This window comes from Actinomadura livida, from assembly GCF_014648675.1.
Classification (GTDB): Bacteria; Actinomycetota; Actinomycetes; order Streptosporangiales; family Streptosporangiaceae; genus Spirillospora; species Spirillospora livida.
In genome coordinates this window covers 23,737-50,158 of the sequence record NZ_BMRO01000025.1, presented here as the reverse complement: position 1 = coordinate 50,158, position 26,422 = coordinate 23,737, and the positions used below count along the sequence as shown (strand labels likewise).

At 72.8% G+C, this 26,422-nt stretch carries 25 protein-coding genes; 15 read left to right on the top strand and 10 right to left on the bottom strand.

Annotated features, from left to right (window positions below):
- The first annotated feature begins 96 nt into the window (after positions 1-96).
- Entirely contained in the window at positions 97-1,587 is a 1,491-nt protein-coding gene (locus tag IEZ03_RS35885) for a CYTH and CHAD domain-containing protein (RefSeq protein ID WP_184879314.1), read from the top strand.
- Here the strand turns inward: IEZ03_RS35885 and IEZ03_RS35880 are convergent.
- Together IEZ03_RS35880 and IEZ03_RS35875 are read right to left on the bottom strand one after the other, a co-directional pair.
- Positions 1,553-2,470 carry an NUDIX hydrolase gene (locus IEZ03_RS35880; RefSeq protein ID WP_184879311.1) on the bottom strand — a complete coding sequence of 306 codons (918 nt, stop codon included), beginning with the start codon at positions 2,468-2,470 and terminating at the stop codon, positions 1,553-1,555. The two genes, IEZ03_RS35885 and IEZ03_RS35880, sit on opposite strands and share 35 nt — an antisense overlap.
- Positions 2,463-4,547 (bottom strand): RNA degradosome polyphosphate kinase, encoded by a 2,085-nt coding sequence (locus IEZ03_RS35875; protein WP_184879308.1) that lies wholly within the window; start codon positions 4,545-4,547, stop codon positions 2,463-2,465. The genes IEZ03_RS35880 and IEZ03_RS35875 overlap by 8 nt, the downstream gene beginning before the upstream one ends.
- A gap of 668 nt (positions 4,548-5,215) precedes the next feature.
- Between IEZ03_RS35875 and IEZ03_RS35870 the strand changes: the two genes are divergently transcribed.
- Entirely contained in the window at positions 5,216-6,025 is an 810-nt protein-coding gene (locus IEZ03_RS35870) for a pentapeptide repeat-containing protein (protein ID WP_184879305.1), read from the top strand.
- Positions 6,026-6,084: 59 nt separating this feature from the next.
- Positions 6,085-6,387, top strand: coding sequence for a hypothetical protein (locus tag IEZ03_RS35865; RefSeq protein WP_165966234.1), 303 nt, complete (start codon positions 6,085-6,087; stop codon positions 6,385-6,387).
- A gap of 91 nt (positions 6,388-6,478) precedes the next feature.
- On the opposite strand, the gene IEZ03_RS35860 is transcribed toward IEZ03_RS35865, so the two are convergent.
- The 3 genes from IEZ03_RS35860 to IEZ03_RS35850 all read right to left on the bottom strand — a co-directional run bounded on the left by IEZ03_RS35860 (position 6,479) and on the right by IEZ03_RS35850 (position 9,211).
- A complete protein-coding gene (locus IEZ03_RS35860; protein WP_184879302.1) occupies positions 6,479-7,615 on the bottom strand; it encodes a CU044_5270 family protein in 1,137 nt (378 codons plus the stop codon).
- The gene (locus IEZ03_RS35855) at positions 7,612-8,199 is read right to left on the bottom strand and encodes an RNA polymerase sigma factor (RefSeq protein ID WP_229808795.1); all 588 of its coding nucleotides are present in this window, start codon (positions 8,197-8,199) and stop codon (positions 7,612-7,614) included. Before IEZ03_RS35855 ends, IEZ03_RS35860 begins: the two co-directional genes overlap by 4 nt.
- Positions 8,200-8,302: 103 nt before the next feature.
- A complete protein-coding gene (locus tag IEZ03_RS35850; protein WP_184879299.1) occupies positions 8,303-9,211 on the bottom strand; it encodes an alpha/beta fold hydrolase in 909 nt (302 codons plus the stop codon).
- Positions 9,212-9,294: 83 nt separating this feature from the next.
- Here IEZ03_RS35850 and IEZ03_RS35845 point away from each other — a divergent pair, with 83 nt between their 5' ends.
- The 4 genes from IEZ03_RS35845 to IEZ03_RS35830 all read left to right on the top strand — a co-directional run bounded on the left by IEZ03_RS35845 (position 9,295) and on the right by IEZ03_RS35830 (position 13,381).
- Positions 9,295-9,852 carry a CGNR zinc finger domain-containing protein gene (locus IEZ03_RS35845; protein ID WP_184879296.1) on the top strand — a complete coding sequence of 186 codons (558 nt, stop codon included), beginning with the start codon at positions 9,295-9,297 and terminating at the stop codon, positions 9,850-9,852.
- A gap of 138 nt (positions 9,853-9,990) precedes the next feature.
- Complete coding sequence (locus IEZ03_RS35840) at positions 9,991-11,184, top strand: PP2C family protein-serine/threonine phosphatase (RefSeq protein ID WP_229808794.1); 1,194 nt, start codon at positions 9,991-9,993, stop codon at positions 11,182-11,184.
- On the top strand, positions 11,184-12,947 hold the full coding sequence (locus IEZ03_RS35835; RefSeq protein WP_229808793.1) for a sensor histidine kinase: 1,764 nt from the start codon (positions 11,184-11,186) through the stop codon (positions 12,945-12,947). Before IEZ03_RS35840 ends, IEZ03_RS35835 begins: the two co-directional genes overlap by 1 nt.
- The gene (locus IEZ03_RS35830; RefSeq protein ID WP_184879293.1) at positions 12,944-13,381 is read left to right on the top strand and encodes a response regulator; all 438 of its coding nucleotides are present in this window, start codon (positions 12,944-12,946) and stop codon (positions 13,379-13,381) included. The genes IEZ03_RS35835 and IEZ03_RS35830 overlap by 4 nt, the downstream gene beginning before the upstream one ends.
- 61 nt (positions 13,382-13,442) lie before the next feature.
- Here IEZ03_RS35830 and IEZ03_RS35825 read toward each other — a convergent pair whose 3' ends face one another.
- Positions 13,443-14,606, bottom strand: coding sequence for a PP2C family protein-serine/threonine phosphatase (locus tag IEZ03_RS35825; protein WP_184879290.1), 1,164 nt, complete (start codon positions 14,604-14,606; stop codon positions 13,443-13,445).
- Between the two features lie 100 nt (positions 14,607-14,706).
- Between IEZ03_RS35825 and IEZ03_RS35820 the strand changes: the two genes are divergently transcribed.
- From IEZ03_RS35820 to IEZ03_RS35810, 3 genes are all read left to right on the top strand, one after another.
- The gene (locus IEZ03_RS35820) at positions 14,707-15,180 is read left to right on the top strand and encodes a MarR family winged helix-turn-helix transcriptional regulator (protein WP_184879287.1); all 474 of its coding nucleotides are present in this window, start codon (positions 14,707-14,709) and stop codon (positions 15,178-15,180) included.
- A gap of 151 nt (positions 15,181-15,331) precedes the next feature.
- Positions 15,332-16,168 carry a L,D-transpeptidase gene (gene ldt-CoaP / locus IEZ03_RS35815; protein WP_184879284.1) on the top strand — a complete coding sequence of 279 codons (837 nt, stop codon included), beginning with the start codon at positions 15,332-15,334 and terminating at the stop codon, positions 16,166-16,168.
- 48 nt (positions 16,169-16,216) lie between these two features.
- Positions 16,217-16,912, top strand: coding sequence for a choice-of-anchor P family protein (locus IEZ03_RS35810; protein ID WP_184879281.1), 696 nt, complete (start codon positions 16,217-16,219; stop codon positions 16,910-16,912).
- 78 nt (positions 16,913-16,990) lie between these two features.
- Here the strand turns inward: IEZ03_RS35810 and IEZ03_RS35805 are convergent, their stop codons facing one another.
- The 3 genes from IEZ03_RS35805 to IEZ03_RS35795 all read right to left on the bottom strand — a co-directional run bounded on the left by IEZ03_RS35805 (position 16,991) and on the right by IEZ03_RS35795 (position 18,798).
- The gene (locus IEZ03_RS35805; protein ID WP_184879278.1) at positions 16,991-17,428 is read right to left on the bottom strand and encodes an ATP-binding protein; all 438 of its coding nucleotides are present in this window, start codon (positions 17,426-17,428) and stop codon (positions 16,991-16,993) included.
- A 166-nt stretch (positions 17,429-17,594) separates the two neighbouring features.
- A complete protein-coding gene (locus tag IEZ03_RS35800; RefSeq protein WP_184879275.1) occupies positions 17,595-18,233 on the bottom strand; it encodes a carboxymuconolactone decarboxylase family protein in 639 nt (212 codons plus the stop codon).
- Positions 18,217-18,798, bottom strand: coding sequence for a VOC family protein (locus tag IEZ03_RS35795; RefSeq protein WP_184879272.1), 582 nt, complete (start codon positions 18,796-18,798; stop codon positions 18,217-18,219). The genes IEZ03_RS35800 and IEZ03_RS35795 overlap by 17 nt, the downstream gene beginning before the upstream one ends.
- A gap of 144 nt (positions 18,799-18,942) precedes the next feature.
- Here IEZ03_RS35795 and IEZ03_RS35790 point away from each other — a divergent pair, with 144 nt between their 5' ends.
- The 5 genes from IEZ03_RS35790 to IEZ03_RS35770 all read left to right on the top strand — a co-directional run bounded on the left by IEZ03_RS35790 (position 18,943) and on the right by IEZ03_RS35770 (position 23,307).
- On the top strand, positions 18,943-19,566 hold the full coding sequence (locus IEZ03_RS35790) for a TetR/AcrR family transcriptional regulator (protein ID WP_184879269.1): 624 nt from the start codon (positions 18,943-18,945) through the stop codon (positions 19,564-19,566).
- Positions 19,567-19,667: 101 nt separating this feature from the next.
- Entirely contained in the window at positions 19,668-20,981 is a 1,314-nt protein-coding gene (locus tag IEZ03_RS35785; RefSeq protein ID WP_184879266.1) for a phosphotransferase family protein, read from the top strand.
- 53 nt (positions 20,982-21,034) lie between these two features.
- On the top strand, positions 21,035-21,343 hold the full coding sequence (locus IEZ03_RS35780; protein ID WP_184879263.1) for a hypothetical protein: 309 nt from the start codon (positions 21,035-21,037) through the stop codon (positions 21,341-21,343).
- 168 nt (positions 21,344-21,511) lie between these two features.
- A complete protein-coding gene (locus IEZ03_RS35775; RefSeq protein WP_184879260.1) occupies positions 21,512-22,465 on the top strand; it encodes an ATP-binding cassette domain-containing protein in 954 nt (317 codons plus the stop codon).
- On the top strand, positions 22,462-23,307 hold the full coding sequence (locus IEZ03_RS35770) for an ABC transporter permease (RefSeq protein WP_184879257.1): 846 nt from the start codon (positions 22,462-22,464) through the stop codon (positions 23,305-23,307). The genes IEZ03_RS35775 and IEZ03_RS35770 overlap by 4 nt, the downstream gene beginning before the upstream one ends.
- Here the strand turns inward: IEZ03_RS35770 and IEZ03_RS35765 are convergent.
- The gene (locus IEZ03_RS35765; protein ID WP_184879254.1) at positions 23,289-26,372 is read right to left on the bottom strand and encodes an AfsR/SARP family transcriptional regulator; all 3,084 of its coding nucleotides are present in this window, start codon (positions 26,370-26,372) and stop codon (positions 23,289-23,291) included. The genes IEZ03_RS35770 and IEZ03_RS35765 overlap by 19 nt on opposite strands.
- Positions 26,373-26,422 lie beyond the last annotated feature (50 nt).

Below are 26,422 nucleotides of genomic sequence, written 5' to 3'. Positions count from 1 at the left end.
GGTTGACCTGGGGATTTCTGTTGTTGATCGGCTAAGCGTGGAATGCTGGACCTCTGGGGGTGTGCGCCCTGTCGCGTCGTCGTTGAGGAGCAGAGCGTGGCCGAGAGGCATCTCGAGATCGAGCAGAAGTACGATGCCGCCGCGGACTTCGTCCTGCCGGAGCTGGACGGGCTGCCGGGCGTCGCGTCGGCCGGGGAGCCCGAGGTCCACGAACTGCACGCGAGCTACTTCGACACCGCCGACCTGCGGCTGGCGGCGCACGGGATCACGCTGCGGCGCCGGCGGGGCGGGACGGACGCCGGCTGGCATCTGAAGATGCCGGCCGGGACGGACAGCAAGCAGGAGATGCGGGCGCCGCTGGGCCGGCCGCTGGTCGTCCCGGCGCGGCTGGCCGGGCTGGTCGCCGCGTACACGCGGGGCGCGGAGCTGCGGCCGGTCGCGACGCTGGAGACCAGGAGGACGGTCGTCCGGCTGCTCGCCGCGGACGGGGCGGAGCTGGCGGAGGTCGCCGACGACCTGGTCACGGGCTGCGGGCCGGACGCCGAGCCCGAGCGGTGGCGGGAGATCGAGGTCGAGCTGAAGGGCGGCACGCCCGAGCTGCTGAAGGCGGCGGGCAAGCGGCTGCGGAAGGTCGGCGCGAAGAAGGGCAAGTCGTCGTCCAAGCTGGGGCGGCTGCTCGGTGAGGCCGTCGTCCCGGCGCAGGCGGCGGCCGCCCGCGCCGCGGCGCGGTCGCGGATCGCGGCGGCGACGTCCAACGGCAAGGGGCCGGGCATCACGACCGGCGAGGTCGTCCTGGCGTACCTCGCCGAGCAGGTCGAGGCCATCGCGACGTACGACCCGAAGGCGCGGCTGGAGGAAGAGGACGCCGTCCACAAGATGCGCGTCGCCGTGCGGCGGACGCGGAGCGCCCTGCGCAGCTACCGGCCCGTCCTCGACGCGGAGCGGACCGTGCCGCTGGGGCCGGAGCTGCGCTGGCTGGCCGCCGTCCTCGGCGAGGTCCGCGACCTGGAGGTGCTGCGGATGCGCTTCGCGGAGGCGCCCGCGTTCGTGGTCGAGGACCTGGAGAAGCGGGAGAAGGCCGCGTACCGGCGGATGAACGCGAGCCTGCGGGAGCCGAGGTACTTCAAGCTCCTCGACGAGCTCGACCGGCTGATCCTCGACCCGCCGCTGGCGGGCGCCGCGGATCGCAAGGCCCGCAAGGAGCTGCCCCTCCTCGTCACGCGGGCGTGGGACCGGATGGCCAAGGACTACGCGTCGATCAAGAGCGCGGACGACCCCGACGTCGCGCGGCACGAGACCCGGAAGGCGGCGAAGCGCGCGCGGTACGCCGCGGAGCTCGCGGTACCGGTGCTGGGCGTCGCCGCGAAGCGGGTGGTCAAGGACGCCAAGCGCATCCAGGAGGTCCTCGGCGGCTACCAGGACGGCGTGATCGCCATGGAGCACCTGGGGACGGCCGCCAAGCGCACCAAGGTCCCGGCGGAGGCGTTCGCGCTGGGCGTCCTCTACGGCAAGGAGCAGTGCGAGGCCCTGGCCGCGCGGGACCACCTGTCGACTACGTGGTCGCAGACCCTGGGGCCATCGTTCTAGGCGTGTGACGTTCCAGAGCCGGCATCGAACCACCGGCCAGGTGCGCCGCCCAGAACTCCGACTTGCGCAGGCTCGGGTCGTCCGGCGCCTTCTCCCCCGTCTTGGCGCACAGGCCGGTGACGAGCTCGGACACGACCTCGCCGTGCGTGCACACGATGGTGGGGACGCCGTCGTCCACCAGGGACAGCAGCCTGTCCATCGCCTGCTCCGGGGTGGTGGCGCCGACCGTGAACGCCGGGTCGGTGACGATCTGCGTGCCCGTGCGGCGCGCGTACGGCAGGACGGTCTCCAGGCAGCGGGCCGTCGCCGAGCTGATCAGCCGCGCGGGCCCGTAGGCGTGCAGCAGGGCCGCGAGGTCGGCGGCCTCGGCGCGGCCCGCGGCGTCCAGCGGGCGCAGCTCGTCCGCGTCGCGCCACTCCGCCTTCTCCCCGGCGGACGCGTGCCGCAGGATCACCAGCGGCGAGGTGTCCAGCGGGCCGCCGAGGAAGTCGTGGAGCAGGGCGACGTCGTGCTCGTAGCTCAGCCTGGCCTCGACCTCCTCGGCGGGCAGCCAGGCCAGCTCGTCCACCTCGTCGTTGGGCGCGAGCGTGCCCGACGTGACCGGGCGCGCGGCCCAGTAGTCGACCTGCTTGGTGCGCCCGCCGACCGGATAGGTGCTGGTCGGCAGCCGGCGGCCGAGCCGGGCGACGATGCCCGTCTCCTCCTCGATCTCGCGGACCGCGGCCCGCAGCACGTGCTCGCCCCGGTCGAGCTTCCCCTTCGGGAACGACCAGTCGTCGTAGCGGGGACGGTGGACCACCGCGAACTCCGGGCCGTCCCGCCACAGCAGCGCACCGGCCGCCCGGACGACCTCGGCACCCGCCGGATCGGAACTCTCAGGCATCGACCGTCCTCCACCGGCGGCTCTTGACCAGATGCGTCTGGATGTCGCGCAGCGTCTCACCCGGCCCGGCCGCCAGCCGCGTCCACGTGCCGTCGCCGGCGAGCGCCCACGCGTCGGTGCCGTCGTCCATGGCCAGGTCGATGAGCGACAGCAGCTCGTCGCGCTGCGCCCGGTCGGTGACGGTGACGAGCGCCTCCACGCGGCGGTCGAGGTTGCGGTGCATGAGGTCGGCGCTGCCGATCCACACCTCGGGCTCGCCGCCGTTCTCGAACGCGAACACCCGGGAGTGCTCCAGGAACCGGCCGAGGACGCTCCGCACCCGGATGTTGTCCGACAGCCCCGGCACGCCCGGACGCAGCGCGCAGATGCCGCGGACCCAGACGTCCACCGGCACCCCCGCGCGGGACGCCCGGTACAGCGCGTCGATGACCACCTCGTCGACCAGCGAGTTGCACTTGACGCGGATGCGCGCGGAATGCCCGGCCCGCCAGTTGTCGATCTCGTGCTCGATCCGCTGGACGAGCCCCGGCCGCAGGCTGTTCGGCGCGACGAGCAGCCGGTGGTAGGAGCTCTGCCGCGAGTAGCCCGTGAGGTGGTTGAACAGGGCGCTGACGTCCTCGCCGACCTCGGCGTCCGCGGTCAGCAGCCCGAAGTCCTCGTAGAGCCGGGCCGTCTTCGGGTGGTAGTTGCCGGTGCCGATGTGGCAGTAGCGCCGCAGCTGGCCGTCGGAGTCCTGCCGGACGATCAGCGCGAGCTTGCAGTGGGTCTTCAACCCGACGAACCCGTACACGACGTGGCAGCCGGCCGTCTCCAGCTTCCGCGCCCACGCGATGTTGGCGCGCTCGTCGAACCGGGCCTTCAGCTCGACCACCACCACGACCTGCTTGCCGGCCTCGGCGGCGCTCATCAGCGCGTCCACGATCGGGGAGTCGCCGCTCGTCCGGTACAGCGTCTGCTTGATCGCGAGGACGCGCGGGTCCGTCGCCGCGTCCTCGATCAGCCGCTGGACGGTCGTGGTGAACGAGTCGTACGGGTGGTGGACGAGCACGTCCCGCTCACGGATCGCGGAGAAGATGTTCGCGTCCTCCGGAACCGCCTCCTTCGACGGGACGAAAGGGGGGTACTTCAACTCCGGGCGGTCGAGGTCGGCGATGGCCGCGAGGCCACCGAGGTCGAGGGGGCCGACGACGCGGTAGATCTGGCCCTCGTCCACCGCCAGCTCCGACGTCAGCAGGTCCAGCACGCCGTCGGAGATCGACTCCTCGACCTCCAGCCGGACCACCGGGCCGAACCGGCGGCGCAGCAGCTCCCGCTCCAGCGCCTGCAGCAGCCCCTCGCTGATGTCGTCGTCGATCTCCAGGTCCTGGTTGCGGGTGACGCGGAACGCGTGGTGCTCGACGACCTCCATCCCGACGAACAGCTGGCCGAGATGCGCGGCGATCACGTCCTCCAGCGGCGTGAACCGGTCCGCGGACGCCTCGATGAAGCGCGGCAGCAGCGGCGGCACCTTCACCCGGGCGAACATCGTCGCGTCCGTCTCCGGGTCGCGGACGATCACCGCGAGGTTCAGCGACAGGCCCGAGATGTAGGGGAACGGGTGCGCGGAGTCCACCACGAGCGGGGTCAGCACGGGATAGATCCGGTCGCGGAACAGCCGCCGCAGGCTCTCCTGCTCCGTCTCGGCCAGCTCGTCCCACCGCAGGATGTCGATGCCCTCCTCACCGAGCGCCGGACGCACCACATGGCGGAAGCAGGCGGCGTGCCGGCCCATCAGCTCGTGCGCGACCACACCGGTGCGCTCCAGGACCTCGCGGGGCTGCCGCCCGCTGGCGGACTGCACCGCCAGCCCCGTCGCCATCCGGCGCGCGAGACCGGCGACCCGCACCATGAAGAACTCGTCCAGGTTGCTGGAGAAGATCGACAGGAAGCGGACCCGCTCCAGCAGCGGCAGGCCGGGATCCTCGGCAAGTTCCAGGACGCGCTGGTTGAACCGGAGCCAGCTCTCCTCCCGATCGAGGAAGCGGTCATCGGGCAGCGCTTCGGCCCGCTGGGGAAGCTGTCCTGGGTCGACGGTCATACCAGTGATTTTCCCCTGTACCAGGTGAACGATGGTCGAACTCGGCTGATTCGCCGAACTATCAGACACCCCGATCATGCCCTGGGTTCCGGCAGATCACTCTTTATTTCCCAGGGGGGCGACCCCCCTGGAACCCCCCGTTGCGCTCGGCGCACCGTTTCCCGATCCGCTCCGCGTCTCGTGAAACGGCGCGCCGAGCGTCGGGTCGTGCGGCCTCCGGCGCTGGGCGCCTCCGGCCGCACGACCCGTGCTGATGATCACGCGGGTCGTCGGTCGGGTGCGGATCCCCTCACCGTTCGGAGTAGCGCGGGTAGCACCGTCCAAGGAAGCGGGGGCAGTGGATCGTGGCTGTGGGGGGAGCCTTATGGGGGTGGGGGCGTGGGCACAAGGGGGGCGTGGTCCCTCGTGAAACGTCTCCCGCCTCCTTGTTCTGGGCTCGGTGTTCGGCTGTTGCCGGGTGCACGGGGCGTGCCGTGGAGCCGGACGGGGGGTGTCCGGCGCATCTGAGTCCTCGTGGGTTCGAGCGGTTCATGGGGGCGCTGCGCCCTGGGGCCGAGGTCGATCTGCGGGGTGTCACCGTTCCCTCTTGGCTGCTTGAGGCCGTGCTCGATGCCGTTACCGGGCCTGACGGGCGGCCTCATCTTGGGCGTACTCGGTTCGATGGGGCCGTGCTGCCTTCTGATGCCGCGCTGCGGGGCTTCTGTGTGGAGGGGGACAGTTCGTTCGACGGGGCCTGCTTTCTCGGGGTCGCTTCGTTTCATGACGCGCGGTTCTTCGGCAACGCCTCGTTCCGGGACGTGCGGTTCGCGCGGGACGCCTCCTTCCAGGGGGCGCGTTTCCATCGGCATGCCTCGTTCGAGGAGACGGTGTCCGTCGGGGAGGCGGTGTTCAGCGGGGCGCGCTGGCACGTCGATGTGTCGTTCCGGCACGCGGCGTTCGTGGGCTCGGTCTCCTTTGACCACGCCGCGTTCGGGCGGGATGCGGGGATGCAGGCGGCGGCCTTCGGTGGGGCCGCCTCGTTCCGGCGTGTGCGGGTGGCGCGGTACGCGCGGTTCGAGCGGGCGAAGTTCCGGCGGGGGCTGCGGCTGGGGCCGCTGGTCGCGATCGGGGGGATCTCGCTGGCGGACGCCGTCGTGCACGGCGGACTGCACGTCCACGCGGCGGCACGGCACGTCACGGCGCGCGGGGCGACCGTCCACGGTGACGCCGAGTTCGGGCTCCGGTACGCGGAACTGGACCTGGAGGACGCCGCCTTCACGGGGACGGCATCGGTGCGTTCGCTGTCCGAGCCGATCCCGGGGGTCATGGAACCGTCGTGGCCGCCGGCGGGCGTCCGGCTCACGTCGCTGCTGCGTACCGACGCTGCGCTGCTTGAGGTGACCGGGGTTGACCTGGGCGGATGCGCCCTGCCTCGGCGGCCCGCCAGTGGCGGGGGCGCGCCCAGGCGATCTTGGCTGCGGCGCGGCGGGCGGGCATAACCTTTCCCGCCGGGGAATGCGGGGCTGTTTTGTCAGACGCCTGGGTAATGATTTGTGGTATGAGCAGAGACACCCATCCGGGGGCGCAGTGCCCGCACTGCCAATCGCTTCTCGCGCTCGTCCCCGTGCCTGGAAACTCCGCCGCCACCGCCGTCCCGCTGCTGCCCATCGTCCAGAAGGAGGAATGGCAGCCGCCGCCCGTCGCGGAGGTCCTCGCGGTTTACGCCGGCCGCGCCAAGGACACCGTTACCGCCGCGCGCGGCGCCGCCAAGGTCAGGGAAAGCCTGAACCGCGCCAGGGCCAACGCGGCCCAGCGGAGAGCCGCCCAGAAAGCCGCCCGCCACACCCCCCGAAGCGCCTGATCACAGACCGGTCGCAAAACATCGCCGGGACGCCCCGAAAGGGACGGCACCCGGTGGGCGCCGCCCCTTGCCGTCCCGAACTCCGGGGCCGTTACCGCGGGCCCGAGTCCGTCCATTCCGCGGTGAGCGTGACGACCGAGCTCATTGCCCGCCCGGCCGGGCCGCCTTTCCCGTCCTTCGGGTTCAGCATGATGTTCTCCGTGGCCAGCGCGGTCCCGGTGGACGAATCGATGATCATTCGGTGCCGGACCACGCCGCCGGGCGTCTTCCGGTCCACCGCGACGGCGTCCCCCGCCCTGCCCCGCGGGTCACGCACCCTGCCGAGGGACTTCACCGACGGCAGCCCCGCCAGCATCCGGAAGGCGGCTGCCCGGACCCGCGGCCGCACCGGCAGTTCCATCACGAGCCCCTGCGCGACGTTGTAGAGCCACATTTCGGCCCGCGCCGGGCCGCCGCCCTCGGTGCCGCGGCCGTCGTACCAGCGCATCAGCTCGGCCTTCAGCCGTTCCGGGTCGGCCGGCAGCGACTGCACTTCCCGCATGGTCACGTTGTGGCCGATCCAGTAGATCTTGTTCCCGTCCACCATCGGCGTTCCTCGCACGCTCCGCACGGGACCGGCCCCGGCCTCGAACACGGTGCGCGGCTTCGCGATCTTGCTGCCCGGCGCGATCGGCAGAGCGACCTCGAAGCGGCGGGGCGACCCGGCGCGCCGCCACGCCTCGGCGTCCGCCTCCGTCGCGGGCTTCGCGCCCAGGTACCGGTGCCGGCTCCACGCCTTGACGCCCGGCTCACTCGGCATCCAACTCTCCTCCCGTTCCCTGGTCACAATGGTGTAGCGGGCTCCGGCGCTCCCCACCGTGTGGGTGTGCGACGCGACCAGGACCCGGTACCAGTACGCGCGGACGGTGTCGGGCTGCCCGTCCGCCCTCTCGGCGGCGGCGAGCAGGACGGTCTTCGCGTCGACAGCCTGCCCGCCGCCGGGGTCGCCGGCGGGTCCGGTCCCGGCCGGGATCACCGTCACCGCGACCAGCGCGCCGGCCGCCACCGCCCCGGCGAGGCCCAGGGCCCACACCGGGCGGACACGGCGGCGCTTCCCGCGGGCGGCCGTGTCGTCGCCCGCGGTCATGGCGCGTGCCAGTTCCATCCGCCGGACGTCGTGGCCGACCGGGGCGTCCGGATTCAGTTCGTCGGGGCGTGCCTCGCTCAGGGTCCGCAGCACGTCGTTCATGACATCTCCTCACCGATGATTCCCACCTGCGGACGTGTCCCGGGTCGGGCGCCCTGTTGCTTCTCTCTTTGGCCCGTCTCCCCCTGGCCTGTCTCCCCCGGGGCGGTGTCCGCCGCGCGGAGGAGCCGTCGCCTCGCCCGGTGCAGCCGGACTCGCAGCGCGGCGGGCGAGCATCCGACGACCTTGGCGGCGTCGCGGGGGGCCAGCCCGTGCCAGGCGACGAGGATCAGGATCTCCCTGTCGCCCTCCGGCAGCGTCGCCATCGCGCGCAGGACCGCGAGCCGTTCCGCCACGTCCTCGGCGATGTCTCCCGCGGGACGCGCCGTCCACCGCCCGACTTCGTACGCGAACGACTCGCGCCGCACGTCCGCGCGGTGGCTGTCGCGCAGGACGTTGCGCGCGACGCCGAGCAGCCACGGCAGCGCCGGGTCCGGGACGTCGGCCAGGCGCCGCCACGCGACCGCGAAGGTCTCGCTCACCACCTCGTCCGCGACCTGCCGCCCGGCGCGGCTGACCGCGTAGGCCCACACGTGCTGGCGGCAGGCGTCGTAGATCGCGGTGAAGCGCTTCTCATCGGGAGTCACGCGCACCGCCCGTTCGTCCCTCAGGGGCCTGGTCTGCCACCGCCTGCGCCTCCGTCCGTCCGGATGTTCACGTCACCAGGTAGTGGCGCGGGGACGGCCATCGTTACGCGCCGTGTGAACCGGCGGCGACGCCGTCGAGGAAGGCGGCGATCAGCGGGGCGATCTCGCGGAGCCCGTCCTCCAGCGCGAAATGGCCGGTGTCGAAGACGTGCAGCTCGGCGTCCGGAAGGTCGCGCAGGTAGGCGTGCGCACCGGGTTCGGGGAAGAACACGTCGTCGCGGCCCCAGACGATGAGGGCCGGCGGGGCGTGCTCGCGCAGCCACTCCTGCCATTCCGGGTACCGCTCCACGTTCGAGATGTAGTCGAAGGCGAGGTCTATCTGGGGCCTCGTCCGGCCGGGCAGGTCCAGGAAATGCTGGTCCAGCGTCCAGCCGTCGGGGGCGATCATTTCGGGGTCGCGGGTGCCGCCCTCGTACTGCGCCCGTGTCGAGGGCAGTGTCAGGAGATCGCGGACCGCCTTCTCCGCGCCCTCCATGTGCGGGCGCAGGGAGATGAATTCAGCCGCTTCCCGGGAGAGCCCCTCTTCGTAGGCGTTGCCGTTCTGGACGATCAGCCCCGCGATCCATTCCGGGTGCCGCAGGGCCAGCCGGAACCCGACCGGCGCGCCGAAGTCGAAGACGTACATGACGAACCGGTCGAGCCCCAGCCGCTGGACGAACCCCTCCATGACGTCGGCGAGCCCGTCGAAGGTGTAGTCGAACGTCCCGCCGGTGGACGCGGGTTCGGGGACGTCGCTGTGCCCGAAGCCCGGGTAGTCGGGGGCGATCAGCCGGTAGCGGGCCCCCAGCACGTCGATCAGGCGCCGGTACTGGTGCGAGGCGGACGGGAAACCGTGCAGCAGGAGCAGCACGGGCGCGTCGGGGATCTCGGGCAGCGACTCCCGGTAGAAGATCCGGACACCGTCCACGTCAACGTGCCGGTGTGCGGTGCGGGCGGGCAGGGCGAGCGGCATCACATGCCTCCTAGGTCAGATGATGCATTAGTACAACCCGGTTCCGTCTAACGTGTCAATGAGCGGATGTAGCATTAGCCCCTATGGGCGATCTCGTACCGCTGACCGGGGAGCCGCTCGCGCTGGACCTGGTCAACACCCGTCCGGCCACCGGCGACCTGATCGCCGCGCCGGACGGGCTCGCCGCCTGGCTGGCCCTCCAGGGAGACCGCGTACCGCAACCGGGGACCGGCCCGCTCACCGAGGAGGACCTCGCGGCGGTCCACGCCGTCCGCGACCATGTCGCCGCCGCGGTCGACCGGGCGCGCAGGGGGGAGCGGCCGCCCGGCGAGGCGCTCGACGGCCTCAACGACGCCCAGTCGCGGGCACCGGCGATCAAGCACCTGGCCTGGGACGGCACGGCCGTCACGGCGAGCGTCCGGCGCACCGGCGGGTACGGTGCGCGGCTCGCCGCGCACCTCGCCGAGGACGCCGCGGAGTTCCTCGCCGACCCGGCGATCGGCGGCGTCCGGGCCTGCGCGGCCGACGACTGCACGCTGCTCTTCCTGCCCGCGCATCCGCGCCGCCGCTGGTGCTCGGCGGCACGCTGCGGGAACCGCGCGCGCGTCGCCCGGTACTACGCCCGGCACAAGGAGCGTTGAGTCCCCAACGGTAGGTTCGGGTGATACGTCCGTCGATGAGGTGCATCAAGCCGCCTGAGTACCTCTAATATTTGCTCGACGGCAAGCGACTAACCCGCCTGATGTCCGGTCGCTCTGCCCTGCCGAAGGAGCTGATCGATGACCGCGATGCACAGTCGCGGTGCGGAACGACTTCTCGGTGTGGCCGGTTCCCCCCACCTGCTACTCGTCGAGGACGACCCCGGCGACGCCTTCCTGTTCGAGGAGCTGCTGAGCGAGGCGCAGCCCGATCTGCGGATCACCGTCGCGACCACGCTCGCCGAGGCGATCGACGCGCTGCGGCCCGACATCCAGTGCGTGATCGTCGACCTGTCGCTGCCGGACGCGGACGGGCTCGACGCACTGCGCCGGATGCGCGCGCACGCGCCGTCCATCGCCGTCCTCGTGCTGACCGGCCTCGCCGACGCGCACGTCGGGGTGGAGGCCGTCGCCGCCGGAGCGCAGGACTACCTGGTCAAGCAGGACGTGGACGGCGCCCTGCTCACCCGGGCGATCAGCTACGCCATCGAGCGCAAGCGCGCCGACGAGTCCGAGCGGCAGCTGGTGGAGGCGCGGGCGCTCAGCCGGGAGAACGCCCGGCTGGAACGCGGCCTGCTGCCCGTCCCGATCCTGAAGGACACGGCGCTGCGGCACCACACCCGGTACCGGCCGGGACGCGACCGCGCGCTGCTCGGCGGCGACTTCCACGACACCGTGGAGACCGATGACGGCGCGGTCCACGTCGTGATCGGCGACGTCAGCGGGCACGGCGCGGACGAGGCGTCCCTCGGGGTCAGGCTCCGCATGGCGTGGCGCACGCTCGTCCTCGCCGGGCACACCGGGGGGCGGCTGCTCGACACGCTCGACGCCGTGCTGCAGCACGAGCGCTGGAGCGATGAGATCTTCACCACGGTGTGCACGCTGACGATCGCCCCGGACCGCCGCAGCGCCCGGCTGCACCGCGCCGGGCATCCGCGCCCGCTGTTCTTCGGCCCGGGCGGGGTCGAGCCCGTCCCCGACCAGCCGCACGGCCCCGCACTCGGGCTGTTCCCCGGCGTGGACTGGCCCGCCCTCGACCTCGAACTCGGCGACTCGTGGGGGCTGCTGCTCTACACCGACGGGCTGATCGAGGGCTCCGCCGGCGGCGAGTACCTCGACCTGGCCGGGCTGCTGGAACTGGCGAAGATCGCGTACGGGGACGGGCGGCGCGGCGAGATACTCGTCGACGGGCTCATCGCGGAGGCCGAGCGGCTGAACGGCGATGTCCTGGCCGACGACCTGGCCGTCCTGCTGCTGAGCCGGGGGGATGCCTGATGACCGCGAACCCGCCCGAGCACGAGCACGAGCACGACGCGCCGCCGGACGCGGAGCGGAGACGGAAGATCACAGTCTCCGGGCCGGCGATCGTGCTGCCCGCCGGGGACGTCCCCCAGGGGCACGGGATGGGCCGGCTGCGGCTCGTCCAGATCTACCGGCTGGGCTCGTTCGTCCTCGGCCTGCTCCTGCTCGCCGCGTTCGTGCAGGCCGGGATGGCCCTGTACGAGAACCACCGGGCGCGCGACGTGCTCGTCGAGCAGGTCGACCCGGCGGCGCTGCAGCAGTTCCGGCTCTCCTCCGCGCTGACCACCCAGGACGCGGCGATCCGCGACTACGCCCAGGACGGCGGGGAGGCCCACCTCGCCGAGTACCGGGCGGCGGTCGAGCGGGAGAGGGTGGCCGCCGAGACGATGCGCGAGCTGCTGGCCGGGGTGCCGGGCAGCGCCGACGTCTTCCGGCTCCTCGACCGGACCCGCGCCGACGCGGACGCATGGCGGACCGGATACGCCGAGCGGATCGCCGCCGGTCCCGGCGGGGAGGGCATCGGCCGCGCGGAGGGCCGGGAGGCGCGGCGGCTGCTCAACCGGGCGCGCGGCGACCTCACGCCGCTCCAGGCCAGTGTCACCCGGGTGCACGACCGGGCCGCCGACCGGCTGCGTTCCCGCGCGGGAACGGCGATGTGGTCGACGGGCGCCGCGCTCGCCCTGGTCGTGGTGGCCGCGCTCGCCCTCGCCATGCTGATCCGCCGGACCGTGCTGACCCCCGTGTCGTCGCTGACCGGACGGGTCCGCGCGGTGTCCCAGGGCGACTTCGCGCATCCATTGGACGTGCCCGGACCGGCGGAGATCAACGAACTCGCGGCGATCATCGACGCGATGCGCACCCGGATCATCGACGAGTGGCGGGCCAGCGTCGACAAGACCCGGCAGCTCGACGAGCAGACCGAGGAGCTGCGCCGCTCCAACGCCGAGCTGGAGCAGTTCGCCTACGTCGCCAGCCACGACCTCCAGGAGCCGCTGCGCAAGGTGGCGAGCTTCTGCCAGATGATCGAGCGCCGGTACGGGGACCAGCTGGACGAGCGCGGGCAGCAGTACATCGCGTTCGCCGTGGACGGGGCGAAGCGCATGCAGGCGCTCATCAACGACCTGCTGAGCTTCTCCAGGGTGGGCCGCATGTCGCGGCCGGAGGAGTCGGTCGACCTCAACGAGGTCGCCCGGCACGCGCTGGACAACGTGGAGACGCTGCGGGAGGAGACCGGCGCCGAGATCGAGGTCGGCGACCTGCCGGAGGTGTCCGGCGACCGGACCCAGCTCACCCAGCTCTTCCAGAACCTCGTCGGCAACGCGATCAAGTTCCGCCGCGAGGGCGTGCCGCCCCGCGTCGTCATCGACGCCCGCCGCGCCGGGGACGAGTGGGAGTTCAGCTGCGCCGACAACGGCATCGGCATCGAGCCACGCTACGCAGACCGGATCTTCCTGATCTTCCAGCGGCTCCACCCGCGCGACGAGTACGCGGGCACGGGCATCGGCCTGGCCCTCTGCAAGAAGATCGTCGAGTACCACGGGGGCCGTATCTGGCTCGACCCCGACGGCAACGGCGACGAGCCCGGCACCGTGTTCCACTGGACGCTGCCGGCCGACCGCGTACCGGTGGCCGTGGCCTCCGGCGGCGCCGGTCACAACGGACACACCGGTGGCGGCAAAGGCGCCGGTGGCGGCGAACCCGCCGGCACACCGAACAACGAGCGAGGACATAAATGAACGACGGCCCGCACCCGATCGAGGTCCTGCTCGTGGAGGACGACCCCGGCGACGTCCTGCTCACCGTCGAGGCGTTCGAGCACAACAAGGTCAACAACTCGTTGCACGTCGTCAACGACGGCGAGCAGGCCATGGACTTCCTGCGCCGGGAGGGCGAGTACCCGGAGGCCCCGCGCCCCGACCTGATCCTGCTCGACCTCAACCTGCCGCGCAAGGACGGCCGGGAGGTGCTGGAGGAGATCAAGCACGACGACGACCTGCGCCGCATCCCCGTCGTCGTGCTCACCACGTCGGAGGCCGACGAGGACATCCTGCGCAGCTACAACCTGCACGCCAACGCCTACGTCACCAAGCCGGTCGACTTCGACCGGTTCATCTCCGTGGTCCGCCGGATCGACGACTTCTTCGTGACGGTGGTCAAGCTCCCGCGCTGACCCGGCCCGCCCGCACGCTCCCCTCAGCCCTCCCCTCAGCCCCTCCCCTCAGCCCCTCCCTTCAGCCGTCCCGGCCGGTCCAGTCGACGCAGACGATCACCGCGTCGTCGGCCGGCTCGCCGTCCCCGTGATGGTCCAGGAAGTGCCGGATCATGGTCCGGGCGGCCTCGGGCGGATCCTGCAGCCGGGTGCGGCGCAGGGCCCGTGCCAGGGCGTGCTCCCCGTACCGCTCACCCGCCGGGGACAGGGCGTCGTTCACCCCGTCGCTGACGACGACCAGCCGGTCCCCCGGCTCGGCGGTGAACTCCTCGGTGACGTACCCGGTGTCGCCGAACATCCCGAGCGGCATCTGCGCGTCGAACCCGATGCTGTCGATGGCGTTCCCGCGCATCCGCAGGATGATCGGCGAGCCCGCGTCGACCACCCGGACCAGCCCGGTGGCGAGCTCGAACTCCAGCAGGAGGGTCTCCATGTGCCGCTCGCCGCGGTGCCGTGCGAACAGGGTCTGGTCGGCGAGCGCGGCCTGCTCGGTGATGCCGTCGCCGGACCGCCGCGCGTTGCGCAGCGCGCTGATCGCCAGGTTGGTCAGCGCCGCTGCCTCCGTCCCCGATCCCATGCCGTTGCTGACGGTCAGCGTGAGCCGGTCTTCGGACGCGGCCCAGTCGAAGTTGTCGCCCCACACCGCGTAGGCGGGTTCGAGCTGCCCGGCGAAGCGGAACTCGCCGGAGTCGAAGGACGGCGCGGGCAGCAGGTCCCACTGCATCTCGGCCGCCACCGTCAGCCTGCCCCGCCGCCGCAGGCGCCGGAACAGGTCCGTGGCCTGGTTCGCGATCTTCAACGCGCGGGCGGCGGTGCCGGCGAACTCCGCCAGCCAGGGCGGCTCGCCGGCCGGGAGACGGACGCTCAGCACGCCCAGCCGCTCGCCCTGCACGGTCAGCGGCAGGTGAAGGACCCGGCCGCCGTCCGGGTCCGGAGGTTCCCGGACGATCCGCTGCGAGGCGAACGCCCGGCCCGGCGCGGTGTTGTCGACCGAGAGCTCCGCGCGGCCGGGGGCCGTCCGGACGAGGTACGCCTGCCGGTAGTCGACGAGCAGCACCTCGGCGCAGGTCCCGTGCGCATGGCGTTCGACCAGCCTGACCGCGACGTCGATCAGCTCGTGCGGAGCGGCGGCCCACAGGGCCCCCGCGATCGCCGCGAAATCTCTATTTCCAGGTTCGTCATGCATCGGGATCCTTGCCAGGTGGGGGGCGGCGCCGCCCGGCCGGTCCCGCCGGACCGTGCCCTGCCGGATGCCCCGGGCGGCGTCTTATGTAACAGTGGAAGGCATGGTGGACACGTCGAGTGATGGAACGGCGGAGTCCTTGGCGGCGCTCGACGACGCCGCCTCGACCCTGATGAGCGTGTGGTCCAGTGCGCACAACTCCCCTGATGTACCCGTTCCATCGACCCAGTTGCGCGCATTGTTCGTGGTGGAGCGCGGTCCGGTCAACATGAGCCGCCTCGCGGAGGAGCTCGGCGCGCTGGTGTCGTCGGCGAGCAGGCTGTGCGACCGGCTGGAGGCGTCCGGGCTGCTGACCCGCGACCACGGCCGGGACCGCCGCGAGGTCACGGTACGCCTCAGCGCCGACGGGGAGGCGCTGCTGAACCGGATACGGGTGCGGCGGCGCGAGGACCTGGCCCGGATACTGGCCTCGATGCCGGCGCCCGCGCGGGCCGCGCTGCTGTGGGGGCTGGAGGAGTTCCGGGCGGCCGCGGCCAACCCGGATGTCGGCGGCAATTCCATTTCGCTGCTCGCATGATTTCATCGTGAATAATCCGTTTTGCCGGATGAGTCGGAGCATGCCGAATCATCCAGGATGTTAGAGAATATAGCCATTCCCCCAGCCGACGCCGCGCAAAACTTCGCCATTTCCGCTACACGCCTGGTTCCCGCCGCTAATATCGCCGCTCATGGCGACCAATAATCCCCCGCGGCTTTCTCGCCGCGCCGTCACCGCCGGGCTCGTCCCGGCGGTGGCCGCCGCGCTGCTGCTCGGCGGATGCGGCGGCTCGTCACCCGGCACGGCGGCGGCGAAGGAGGGCGGCGCGGCCGCGGACCAGAACGGTCCGGGAGAGGGCGGGCGGGCCCGCGCGGCCAAGGTCCCCGAGGCGACCACGTACACCACGGTCAAGGGCGCCCCCGAGGACGCGTCACCCGGCGGCGCCACCGACGGCCTGGTCGTGAACCCGGCCGAGTCCGTGCCCGTGCTCGACCGCCCGGACGGGCGGCGCATCGCCACCCTCCCCGCGACGCAGCTGGGCGGCCCCACCTGGGTCCCCGTGGTCGAGACCTCGGGCGACTGGCGGCGGGTGCTGCTGCCGAGCCGCCCCAACCGCGCCACCGGCTGGATCTCCGGCACCGGAGTCCGGACCGCGCGCACCCCGTACACGATCCGCGTCGACCTCGCCGAGCGGAAGCTCACGCTGCTCAGGTCCGCGCGGCAGGTCGGCCGGTGGAAGGTCGCGATCGGCGGTGCCGAGACCCCGACGCCGACCGGCCGGACGTTCCTCATGGCCACGCTCACCCGGGACGAGAAGGCGCCGAGCCCGATCGTCCTGCCGCTCGGCACCCACTCGGCGACCCTCGACACCTTCGGCGGCGGTCCCGGCACCGTCGCGCTGCACGGCTGGCCCGACGCCTCCGTGTTCGGCAGGGCCGTCACGCACGGCTGCGTCCGGGTGCCGGACGCCGCGCTGAAGGCCCTCGCACGGGTCCCGCTCGGGTCCCTGGTGTTCATCGACGGCTGACCGGCCGGCCAGGTACTCCCACGATCCAAGGAAATCGGAGAAACACTCATGCGTTACAGCCATGCCGTCAGGGGCGTCCTCGCCGCCGGGCTCATTACAACGGGGCTCGCCGCCGGGCTGGTCACCGCCCCGGCGTCCGCCCTGGCCACCGCCCCGCAGGGCGCTGCCCCGCAGGCCACCGTGCCGCAGGGCGAAGGCTCCGCGTACGGGCTGACGGCCTCCGGGCCGGTGTCCGTCCCGCCGGTGCCCGCCGTCTCCTCCACCACGGAGACGGTCCGCAAGAGCCTGCTGCGCGAGGAGAGCACCGACCTCGTCAAGGCGTCCGCGCTGGACGTCAGCGCGTCCGCGGCCCGCGCCCGGTCCACCGTCGCGAAGGCCGCGGTCCCGGCCGCGGACCTCATGGCCGACGCGGTCACCGCCAAGTGCCGCGGCGGCCACGGCTCGGCCCACCTCGCCCGCGCCGTCATCGCGGGCAAGCGACTCGACGCCTCCCCGCCGCCCAACACCACGATCCCGGTCGACGTGGAGGGCGTCGGCCGCACCTCGCTCACCCTCAACAAGCAGGAGCGCATGGCCGACGGCCGCCTCGCCGTCACCGCGATGGAGCTCCGGCTGCCGCTGCCGGGCAAGCCCGCGACCATCCGGATCGCGTCCGCGACCTGCGGAAAGTCCGGCCCGGCCGAGCAGCCGGCCGACGCGCCCGCGCCGACCCCGGTCGAGCACGACCTGCCCGTCACCGGCTGACGGGCACCCGTCCACAGGCACCGGCCCACTGGTATCGGCGCACGGCCCGGCGGAACGCTTTCCGCCGGGCCGTCGCCGTCAGATCGCCAGCGACTTCTCGAAGTGCACGACCGCGCCCTCCCGGTGCACGCGATCGGCGATGTGCAGTTCCTCCGTGAACGCCCTCATCAATTGGAGCCCCCGCCCGTGCTCGGCCAGCGGCGGGGCCTGCTCACTCCCCCAGTCGGCGTCCACACCGGCCACGCCGACGCCCACCACCGGGGCTCCATCGACCGAACCCCCGTCGATGACCTCGACGATGCATCGCGTCCCGTCCATCCGCGCGCGGACCTCGTACTCTTTCGCGTTCGCCGCGTGCTGGATGACGTTCGCGCAAGCCTCACCCAAGGCGAGCGCGATATCGGCACGGATCTCCGAGGCCACCCCGAGCCCGCGCAGCGAGGCATCGAGCGTGTGCCGCACCAGCGGAGCGCTCTCGGCGTTCCTCGGCAGGGTCATTTCAAGAACGACCTCCATGCCATTCGCCTCCGTTCCCTCTAGCAGCCAGATTTCCCGCTGATCTTCTGCGGAAACTCAAGCCACCAGAAAAACGAGTGCCACGGCTTCTTTTCCCCGCGGTCGACTTCGCCGTCAAGCGCGGCGGACCGGGCCTGCACCGGGCCCCGAGGACGGCGGCCGGCCCTCACCCGCCGGTCAGGTCGGCGGCGATGTCGCGGTCGCCGTAGCCCTCGGGGGCCGCGACCTCGACGACCGGCTCGGGACGATCGTCGAACTCCACCCGCAGCGCCCGCGACATCGTCGCGTGCATCTCGTACATGCAGGTGATGTAGGTGAGCTGGAGGATCTCCCTGTCGGAGAGGTGCTCGCGGAGGACGTCGAATATCGCGTCGGCCACCCGGCCGCCGTCCAGGACGAGGCCGTCGGTGTAGGCGAGGACGGCGCGCTCCAGCGGCGAGTAGCAGTCCGCCGTCTGCCAGTGCGGGATCGCCTCGATCTTCTCCTCGGGCATGCCGAGCGCCCGCATCTGCTTGCAGTGCTGCGAGAAGACGAACTGGCTGCCGCGCGCCCAGCCGGCCCGGCACTGGCCGAGCTCGCGGAGGACGGGGTCGAGGTCGGCGCTGCGGTAGAGCTGGAACCCCTTGACCGCGTGCCGGAACACGTCCGGGGACTGGGCGAAGACCGTCCACCAGTCGCCGGGCGAGCCGGTGGCGGTGCCGTGGTCGACGGCCGGGTCGCGGTCCGGCGCGAACAGGTGGTCGTAGAAGAAGAGGATCAGCTCGTCGGTGACCTCGGCGCGGGGCACCTCACGCAGTCGGGGCATGCTCGTCCTTCGGGATGGTCCGGTCGGCGGCGGTCTTGGGTTCGTGGGAGACGTCGGACTCGTCGAACGTCCGCGTCCAGCAGGCGAATTCGAGGAGGATCCCGTCCGGGTCCTGGAAGTAGAACGAGCGGACGAACACGCCCTCGTTCACGTCCGGGGAGATGCCCATCGGGCTGTCGTCGTGGTTCAGGATCGGGCTGACCGTGACGCCCTTCTCCTTGAGCCGCCGCCGGTAGTCCTCGAACTTCTCGACGGGGACGTGGAACGCCACGTGGTTCATCGAGCCGACGGCGCTGAGCAGCTCGCCCTGCTCGGGGCGGCCGGCGGGCGCGGAGATGCCGGGGACGGGGTCCGGCGCGTCCGGGAACCAGAAGAACGCCAGGCAGTCGCCGCCGCCGCAGTCGAAGAAGAAGTGCTGGCCCAGGCCGGCCGGCAGGTCGAGCGTCTTGATCAGCGGCATCCCGAGGACGCCGGAGTAGAAGTCGATGGTGCGCTTCATGTCGGACGACACGAGCGCCAGATGGTTGATGCCACCGAGCTCGAACTCGGTGTTGCCGCCGGTCATGAGACCTCCTCACCGCGGGCGCGGAGCCGGGTCCCGGTCACCGTCCTCCCGCAGTTGACTTGACAGTCATATCAACTTTTCCGATGCTCGGATACTGTTCCTCCGAACATCGGATTGTCAAGACCGGCGGAAGGGACCACGGCCATGAGCAGCGGCGACGCCCCGGGCGGGCAGCAGGCACCGCTCACCGAGCGCGGCGCCCGCACCAGGGAGCGCCTCCTCGCCGCCGCGCGCGAGGTGTTCGAGGAGCGCGGGTTCCCGGAGACCCGCGTCGCGCACATCACCCGGCACGCCGGCGTCGCCTACGGCTCCTTCTACACCTACTTCCCGTCCAAGGAGGCGGTGTTCCTGGAGCTCGCCGACCGGCTCTTCGCGGACATGACCGAGCACGCCCTCGAACCGGCGGCCGGCCCGTCCCCCGCCGACCGCGTCCGCCGCGCCAACCGCGCCTACTACGAGGGCTACCTGCGCAACGCGAAGATGATGGCGATCATCGAGCAGGTCGCGACGTTCAACGGCGAGTTCCAGGAGCTGCGGCGCAAGCACCGGGCCGCCTCGACCGCGCGGTCGGCGAAGGCGATCGAGCACTGGCAGCGGGCGGGGCTCGTGCCGGCCGACCTCGACCCCGAGCTGGCGGCCGGCGCGCTCGCCACGATGGTCGACCACTCGCTGTACCTGTGGCTCGTCCAGGGGGACCACGCGGACGCCGGACGCCTCCTCGATACCCTCGACGCCCTCACCGTCCGAGCCCTCGGCCTGCCGACCTGAAGGAGACCCGTGGACGCCCTCGCCCCCTCCCCCGCCCCTCGGGCGGCCCCTCTCGCCACCCTGTTCACCGCCCCTCTCGCGGCCCGGCGCGGGGCCGGCGCATGAGCACGCTGGACGCCGAGCTCACCGCCCGCCTGGGCGCGGCGGTGTCGGACCTCGTCCGGCTGTCGGGCGGCGCCAGCCGCGAGACCTGGTCGTTCGACGCGGACGGCCGCCCGCTGATCCTGCGCCGCGACCGGCCCGGCGCCCTCGATCCCGGCGCGATGGCGCGGGAGGCCGCCCTGCTGTCCTCCGCCGCGGCGGCCGGCGTGCCCGTCCCGGAGCTGGTCGACCACGGCGACGACCTGGGCGGCCTGCCCTTCCTGATCATGGGCCGGCTGTCCGGCGAGACGATCCCCCGCCGCCTCCTGCGCGACGAGCGGTTCGCGCCCGTGCGCGGCCGCCTCGCCCGCGACCTGGGCGGCATCCTGGCCCGGCTGCACACGATGGAGCCCGTCCCCGGCCTGTCGGACGACGACCCGCTCGCCCTGCTCGTCATGCTCTACGAGGACTTCGACGAGCCGCGACCCACGGTCGAGCTCGCGCTGCGCTGGCTGCGCGACCACCGCCCGCCCGCGTCCGGCCGCCGGACGGTCGTGCACGGCGACTTCCGCAACGGCAACCTGATGATCGACATGAGCGGGGTGACGGGCGTCCTCGACTGGGAGCTCACGCACCTCGGCGACCCGGCCGAGGACCTCGGCTGGCTCTGTGTGAAGGCCTGGCGCTTCGGCTCACCGCACGCCGCCGGCGGCTTCGGCTCCCGCGAGGACCTCCTAGCCGGCTACGCCGAAGCGGGCGGCACCCCGCCCACCCCTGAAGAACTGCGCTGGTGGGAGGTCTACGGCACGCTGCGCTGGGCGATCCTGTGCCGCCACCAGGCCGAGCGCTTCCTGAGCGGCACGGACACGTCCATCGAGTTCGCCGCCCTGGGACGGAGGGTCTGCGAGCAGGAACACGACCTCCTCCTGGCCCTCGGCCTGACCGAACCGATGACCGTCCAGGACCCGCTGGAGACCGTCCAGGCCACTGCGACACCGCCCCATGACCGGCCTGACGCGTCCACCCTGATCGAGGCCGTGGGGGCGTTCCTCAAGGAGGCCGAGCAGCCCGACGACCGGCTCCGCTTCCACACGCGCGTGGCCATGTCGGCGCTCCGGATAGCGCGCCGGGAGATCCTCCTCGCCGAAACCCACAAGGCCGCCCACCACGAGCGCCTAGGGAAACTCGGCTGCGTAACCGACGCCGACCTGGCGAAGGCCATCCGGGAGGGCACCCTGGACGACCGGCGGGACGTGGTGGTCGCCGCGGTGCGAGCCTCCGTCGTGGACAAGCTCACCGTGGCCAACCCCGGCCACCTCGCCCTCCCCGGCTGAACCGAAACTCCTCGCGGTGGGTCGAACGATCTGAGCACACCGTAAGGAGCAAAATGACCCGTCCCTTTCACGCCGTGGCCGTCCTCATGCTCGGCGCCACCCTTGTGCTGACCGGCTGCCAGGTCAACAGCCACACGTGCAGAGGCGGTGAATGCCACGTGACCACGACCGGGACCGGCAAGACCCAGAGCATCGACCAGTGGGACGTCAAGATCACCGAGATCTACGCCGACTCGGCCGTCTTCTCCGTCGACCGCTCACGCGGCGTCCGCATCCAGGTGGGCCGCTCCGTCCGGGTCCGCGACGCGCGGATCACGGTCACCTCCATCGAGGGCGAGACGGTCAAGTACGACATCGAGTAGCAACACCACATCCGTGGACGCCCAGGAGGTCGAGCAAGCCCCGGGGCAACGACCCGGAACGTGATCCGGCGGCGGACGAAGCGGGGCGTCCGCCGCCGATTCATGTTCCGAGCAGGCGATCCGCGACGTGTGAGGGGTTTGTGAGCGGGGCGCGGCAGCCTCGGCGGCATGGATTACGCGTTTCAGGCGGAGAGCCTGGTCAAACGGTTTGGGGCCACTACCGCCCTCGCTGGAGTGGAGCTCGCGGCACGGCCGGGCACTGTGCTCGGTGTCCTCGGGCCCAACGGCGCTGGGAAGACTACGGCGGTGCGGATTCTGGCGACGCTGCTTCGGCCCGACGCGGGCCGGGCGGAGGTCTGCGGGCTGGACGTCGTGCGGGACGCCGCCGAGGTGCGGGAGAGGATCGCCCTCACCGGGCAGTACGCGTCCGTGGACGAGGATCTCACCGGCATGGAGAACCTCGTCCTCATCGGGCGGCTCCTCGACATGCGCAAGGCCGGGGCACGGGCCCGCGCCGCCGAGCTGCTGGAGCGGTTCGAGCTGGCGGAGGACGCCGGGCGCCGGGTGTCCACCTACTCCGGCGGGATGCGGCGCAGGCTCGACCTCGCCGCGAGCATGGTCGGGCGCCCCGCCGTGATCTTCCTGGACGAGCCGACGACCGGCCTCGACCCCGGCAGGCGGGAGGAGGCGTGGCGGCTGATCCGGTCGATGACCCGCGACGGCGGGACGGTCCTGCTGACCACCCAGTACCTGGAGGAGGCCGACGCGCTCGCCGACGAGATCACCGTCATCGACCGCGGGGCGGTCATCGCGTCGGGCACGCCCGCGGAGCTGAAGCGGGTCACCGGCGGGCAGACGATCGTCGTGCGGCCCCGCGATCCGGGGCGGCTCATCGAGGTCGCCGCGATCCTGAACGCGGTGTCGGGACGTGCCGCCGAGACGCCGCGCAGGGACGTGGTGGGCGTGCCGGTCGGCGAGGACGGGGAGCGCGCGTTCGCCGAGACCGTGCACCGGCTGGAGGCCGCCGGGATAGGCGTCGCCGAACTGTCGCTCCGCCTGCCCAGTCTCGACGAGGTCTTCCTCACGCTGACCGGCCACCACGCGGAGAAGGAGGCGGCATGAGCGAGGCGGAGGGGCGCGGCGCGGTCTTGACCGAGGAGCGCCGGGAGTGGGGAGCGATCGAGGGAAGGCGGCCGGAACGGGGGCATCGGCTGGCGCGGCACAGCCTGCTGCTGGCGGGGCGCAGCCTGACCAAGACCCGGCGGAACCCGGGGCTGCTCAGCGACGCGCTGTTCATGCCGATTCTCTTCCTGCTGCTGTTCGTCTACCTGTTCGGCGGCGCGGTGGCCGGGTCGACGCGGGAGTACCTGCAGTACGTCTTTCCCGGCGTCCTGGTGATGACGCTGCTGCTGGTGGGGATGCTGTCGACCGGCCTCAGCATCAACACGGACATCAAGAAGGGCGTGTTCGACCGGTTCCGGAGCCTGCCGATCGGGCGGTCCGCGCCGCTCACCGGCATCGTGCTGGGCGATCTGATCCGCTACGTCGTGGCGGCGTGCGTGCTGTTCGCGACCGGTTACCTGATGGGGTTCCGGGTCGAGACGGATGCGGTGTCGGCGGTGGCGGCGGTCGCGCTGTCGACCGCGCTGGGCTTCGCGCTGGGCTGGGTCAACGTGCTGATCGGGGTGCTGATCAAGGAGGAGGTCATCGTCCAGACGGTGGCGTTCCTCGGGATCTTCCCGCTGGCGTTCGGGACGGACATGGTCGTCCCGGCCGAGACGCTGCCGGGCTGGTTGCGGGCGTGGGTCGAGGTCAATCCGGTCAGCTACGCCGTGGACGCCTCGCGCGGGCTGCTGGTCGGCGGGCCCGTCGCCGGTCCGGCGACGGCGACGCTGCTGTGGTCGGCGGGGTTCCTCGCCGTGTTCTGCCCGCTGGCCGTGTACGCCTACCGGCGCCGCGCCTGACCTCGCTCCTGTAGCTGATCCCCCTGTAGCTGATCCCCCTGTAGCTGATCGTCGAGCAGGGCGAGTGCTCCGGGGACGTCCAGGCTGCCGCCGCGGTCGCGGGCGGCGCGGTAGGCGCGCTCGCCGAGCGTCCGGCGCAGCGGCCGGGTCACCAGCACGACGTCCGGGTTGTGCGTGTCGGGCGCCCCGCGCAGCACGGCCGCCGCACCGAGCAGTGCCGCCGCCGCCCGCGGGTCGGCGGCGGCGCGCAGCCGGGCGGCCGCGTAGCCGGCGACGGCGGCGATCGGGATGTCCGGTGCGCCGACGGCGAGGGTGAGGGCGGTGCGCAGGTGCCGCCGCGCCGCGTCCGGGTCGTCCCGGTCGAGCGCCAGCTGGCCCCGCGCGGTCTCCAGCAGCGAGCGGTACTGCGGGTAGGACGGGACGCGGTCGAGTTCGCGTTCGGCGGCGTCGTAGTGCTCCTGCGCCTCGGCCGCGGAGCCGGCGTGGCGGGCGAGGTCGCCCAGGGCGAGCCGGACGGGCACCAGGTGGCGCGCCGGGGTCCCGGCGCCCGGGGCGACCATCGCGGCCAGCTCGTCCCGCGCCCGCGCCATGTCGCCCGACCGGGCGCGGGCGACGGCGAGCATGACGCGCTGCATGCAGGCGTCGTCCTGTCCCAGCATGCGCAGGAGCCCGATGGCCTCCTCCAGCGTGGCGATGGCCTCGCCGAACCGCCCGGAGACGGTCTGCGTGTCGGCCGCGAAGGTGAGCGTGAGGGCGAGCCCGGCCCGCTCCCCAGCCTCGCGGAACCCGGCCTCCGCGGCGGCGATGTCCCCGTGGGCCGCGTCCATCTCGCCCCCGTTGCCGTTGAGCATCGCCCGCGTCAGGTACAGGATCGCCCGCGTCCACGGGTCGGGCTCGGGCAGTCGGCGGTCGATCGCGGCCAGGCCGCCCGCGTTGTCGCCGGTGAGCAGCGCGGCGGCGGGCTCGGCCAGCGCGGCCAGGGGGTGCGCGGCCCGCTCGGGAAGCCCGCCGATCAGCGGGTCGTCGCGGGCGTCGCCGCCCGACATCACGGTGTTGAACAGGTAGCCGCCGAGCGCGGCCGCCTCCGCGTCCTCGGGGACGCTCTCGCGGCCCGGCACGTGCAGCGCGGCCCGCAACCGCCGCGCCGCCTCGGCGTGGTCGCCCTGGATCATCCAGAACACCGCCAGCGCAGCGCCGAGGCGCACGGCGGTTCCGGCGTCGCCGCGCTCGGTGGCGAACTGGAGCGCGGCGAGGAGGTTGTCGCGTTCCGCCGCCAGCCGGGGGATCCATTCGAGCTGCTCGGGACGGCGCAGATGCGGTTCGGCCCGTTCGGCCAGCTCCAGGAAGCACGCGGCGTGCGCGGCCCGGACCCGCCCGGTCCCCCCGGCCTCGGCGAGCCGCTCCCGCCCGTACTCCCGGATGGTCTCCAGCATGCGGAAGCGCGGCTCGGCGCCCTCGACGGCCTGGAGCAGCGACCGGTCGGCCAGCGAGTCGAGGACGTCCAGCGCGTCCGGACGGCCGGTGACGCGGGCGGCGGTGTCCGGGGTGATCGTGCCGGGGAACTCCGCGAGCCGCTCGGCGAACCGGCGTTCCGCGTCGTCCAGCAGGTTCCAGCTCCACGCGACGACCGCCCGCAGCGTCCGGTGCCGCGCGAGCGCCGTGCGGTCCCCGCCGTTCAGCAGGCGGAACCGGTCGCCGAGCCGGGCGGCGAGCTGGTCCAGCGGCATCGAGCGCATCCTGGCCGCGGCGAGTTCGATCGCCAGCGGGAGGCCGTCCAGCCGCCGGCAGATCTCCGCGACGGTCGCGGGGTCGCCGGTGAACCCCGGCCGGACGGCCGCGGCGCGCTCGGCGAACAGCGCGGCCGCCGCCGGGTCGTCGAGCGGCGGCACGGGGCACAGCGCCTCGCCGTCGACCCCGAGCCGCTCCCGGCTCGTCGCGAGGACCCGCAGGCTGGGGCAGGTGCCGAGCAGCTCGCCCGCCAGCCGCGCGGCGGCCTCCACCACGTGCTCGCAGTTGTCCAGGACGATCAGCGTCTCGTCGGCCGACAGCGCCTCGGCCAGGGTGGTGCCGTCCCGCAGGCCGAGCACGCCCGCGACCGCCCGGGGCACCTCCCCGGGGTCGTCGACCGGCGCCAGCTCCACGACCCACACCCCGCCCGGGAACCGCCCGGCCAGCTCCGTCGCGACCGTGGTGGCGAGCCGGGTCTTCCCGGCGCCGCCGGCGCCGACGAGGGTGACGAGCCGCCCTTCCCAGAGGCGCCGCGCGACCCACGCGCGCTCGTCCTCCCGGCCGACGAAGCTGGTCGCCGCCACCCGCAGGTTCCCGCGCACCCGGTCTCGGGGGACGGCCCGCAGAACGGCCAGGTACGCGTCCTGCAACTCGCGTCCAGGGTCGGTGCCCAGCTCCTCGGACAGGACGCCCCGGAACTTCTCGAACACCGCGAGCGCCTCGGCGGACCGTCCCGCCCCGTGCAGGGCCTCGACCAGCAGGACGCGGAGCCGCTCACGCAGCGGGTGCCGTGCCGCCAGCTCCTCCAGCTCCGCCACCAGCGGCCCGGGGGCGGCGCCTGTGGCCAGCTCGGCGGACACCCGGTCCTCCGTCGCCGACAGCCGCAGCGCCTCCAGCCGCACGGCCGCGGCGTCCGCGAACGGCACACCGGCCGAGTCCGCGAGAGCGTCCCCCCGCCAGAGGCTCAGGGCGTCCCGCAGCAGCGGGACCGCGAGCTTCGCGTCCCCGGACCGCAGCGCTTCGCCGCCGTTCCTGGCCAGCCGCTCGAACTCCGCCGCGTCCACGGATTCGACGTCCAGGACGTAGCCGCCGGGAACCGAACGCAGCGACCCCGCGGGCAGGCACCGCCGCAACCGCGAGACGAGCGCCTGCAACGCGTGCACCCGGTCCTTGGGGCCGCCGTCCGGCCACAGCGCCTCCACGAGGGCGTCGACGGTGACCGTCCGCCCCGCTTCCAGCGCCAGCCTGGTCAGCAGCACCCGAAGCCGCGCCCCGCCGACCCGGATGTCCTCGCCCCGGTCCGTCACGACCAATGGCCCAAGGACTCCGACCCGCATCCATCCATAGTGCCGGAAATCCATAGTGCCGGAAGGAGCGGCGGGTCGGC

Excerpts from the sequence above, each read along its gene's own strand:
- IEZ03_RS35880 (WP_184879311.1), bottom strand. The coding sequence starts at position 2,470 with ATGCCTGAGAGTTCCGATCCGGCGGGTGCCGAGGTCGTCCGGGCGGCC.
- IEZ03_RS35875 (WP_184879308.1), bottom strand. The coding sequence starts at position 4,547 with ATGACCGTCGACCCAGGACAGCTTCCCCAGCGGGCCGAAGCGCTGCCC.
- IEZ03_RS35865 (WP_165966234.1), top strand. The coding sequence starts at position 6,085 with ATGAGCAGAGACACCCATCCGGGGGCGCAGTGCCCGCACTGCCAATCG.
- IEZ03_RS35860 (WP_184879302.1), bottom strand. The coding sequence starts at position 7,615 with ATGAACGACGTGCTGCGGACCCTGAGCGAGGCACGCCCCGACGAACTG.
- IEZ03_RS35850 (WP_184879299.1), bottom strand. The coding sequence starts at position 9,211 with ATGCCGCTCGCCCTGCCCGCCCGCACCGCACACCGGCACGTTGACGTG.
- IEZ03_RS35845 (WP_184879296.1), top strand. The coding sequence starts at position 9,295 with ATGGGCGATCTCGTACCGCTGACCGGGGAGCCGCTCGCGCTGGACCTG.
- IEZ03_RS35840 (WP_229808794.1), top strand. The coding sequence starts at position 9,991 with ATGACCGCGATGCACAGTCGCGGTGCGGAACGACTTCTCGGTGTGGCC.
- IEZ03_RS35835 (WP_229808793.1), top strand. The coding sequence starts at position 11,184 with ATGACCGCGAACCCGCCCGAGCACGAGCACGAGCACGACGCGCCGCCG.
- IEZ03_RS35830 (WP_184879293.1), top strand. The coding sequence starts at position 12,944 with ATGAACGACGGCCCGCACCCGATCGAGGTCCTGCTCGTGGAGGACGAC.
- IEZ03_RS35825 (WP_184879290.1), bottom strand. The coding sequence starts at position 14,606 with ATGCATGACGAACCTGGAAATAGAGATTTCGCGGCGATCGCGGGGGCC.
- IEZ03_RS35820 (WP_184879287.1), top strand. The coding sequence starts at position 14,707 with ATGGTGGACACGTCGAGTGATGGAACGGCGGAGTCCTTGGCGGCGCTC.
- ldt-CoaP (WP_184879284.1), top strand. The coding sequence starts at position 15,332 with ATGGCGACCAATAATCCCCCGCGGCTTTCTCGCCGCGCCGTCACCGCC.
- IEZ03_RS35810 (WP_184879281.1), top strand. The coding sequence starts at position 16,217 with ATGCGTTACAGCCATGCCGTCAGGGGCGTCCTCGCCGCCGGGCTCATT.
- IEZ03_RS35805 (WP_184879278.1), bottom strand. The coding sequence starts at position 17,428 with ATGGAGGTCGTTCTTGAAATGACCCTGCCGAGGAACGCCGAGAGCGCT.
- IEZ03_RS35800 (WP_184879275.1), bottom strand. The coding sequence starts at position 18,233 with ATGCCCCGACTGCGTGAGGTGCCCCGCGCCGAGGTCACCGACGAGCTG.
- IEZ03_RS35795 (WP_184879272.1), bottom strand. The coding sequence starts at position 18,798 with ATGACCGGCGGCAACACCGAGTTCGAGCTCGGTGGCATCAACCATCTG.
- IEZ03_RS35790 (WP_184879269.1), top strand. The coding sequence starts at position 18,943 with ATGAGCAGCGGCGACGCCCCGGGCGGGCAGCAGGCACCGCTCACCGAG.
- IEZ03_RS35785 (WP_184879266.1), top strand. The coding sequence starts at position 19,668 with ATGAGCACGCTGGACGCCGAGCTCACCGCCCGCCTGGGCGCGGCGGTG.
- IEZ03_RS35780 (WP_184879263.1), top strand. The coding sequence starts at position 21,035 with ATGACCCGTCCCTTTCACGCCGTGGCCGTCCTCATGCTCGGCGCCACC.
- IEZ03_RS35775 (WP_184879260.1), top strand. The coding sequence starts at position 21,512 with ATGGATTACGCGTTTCAGGCGGAGAGCCTGGTCAAACGGTTTGGGGCC.
- IEZ03_RS35770 (WP_184879257.1), top strand. The coding sequence starts at position 22,462 with ATGAGCGAGGCGGAGGGGCGCGGCGCGGTCTTGACCGAGGAGCGCCGG.
- IEZ03_RS35765 (WP_184879254.1), bottom strand. The coding sequence starts at position 26,372 with ATGCGGGTCGGAGTCCTTGGGCCATTGGTCGTGACGGACCGGGGCGAG.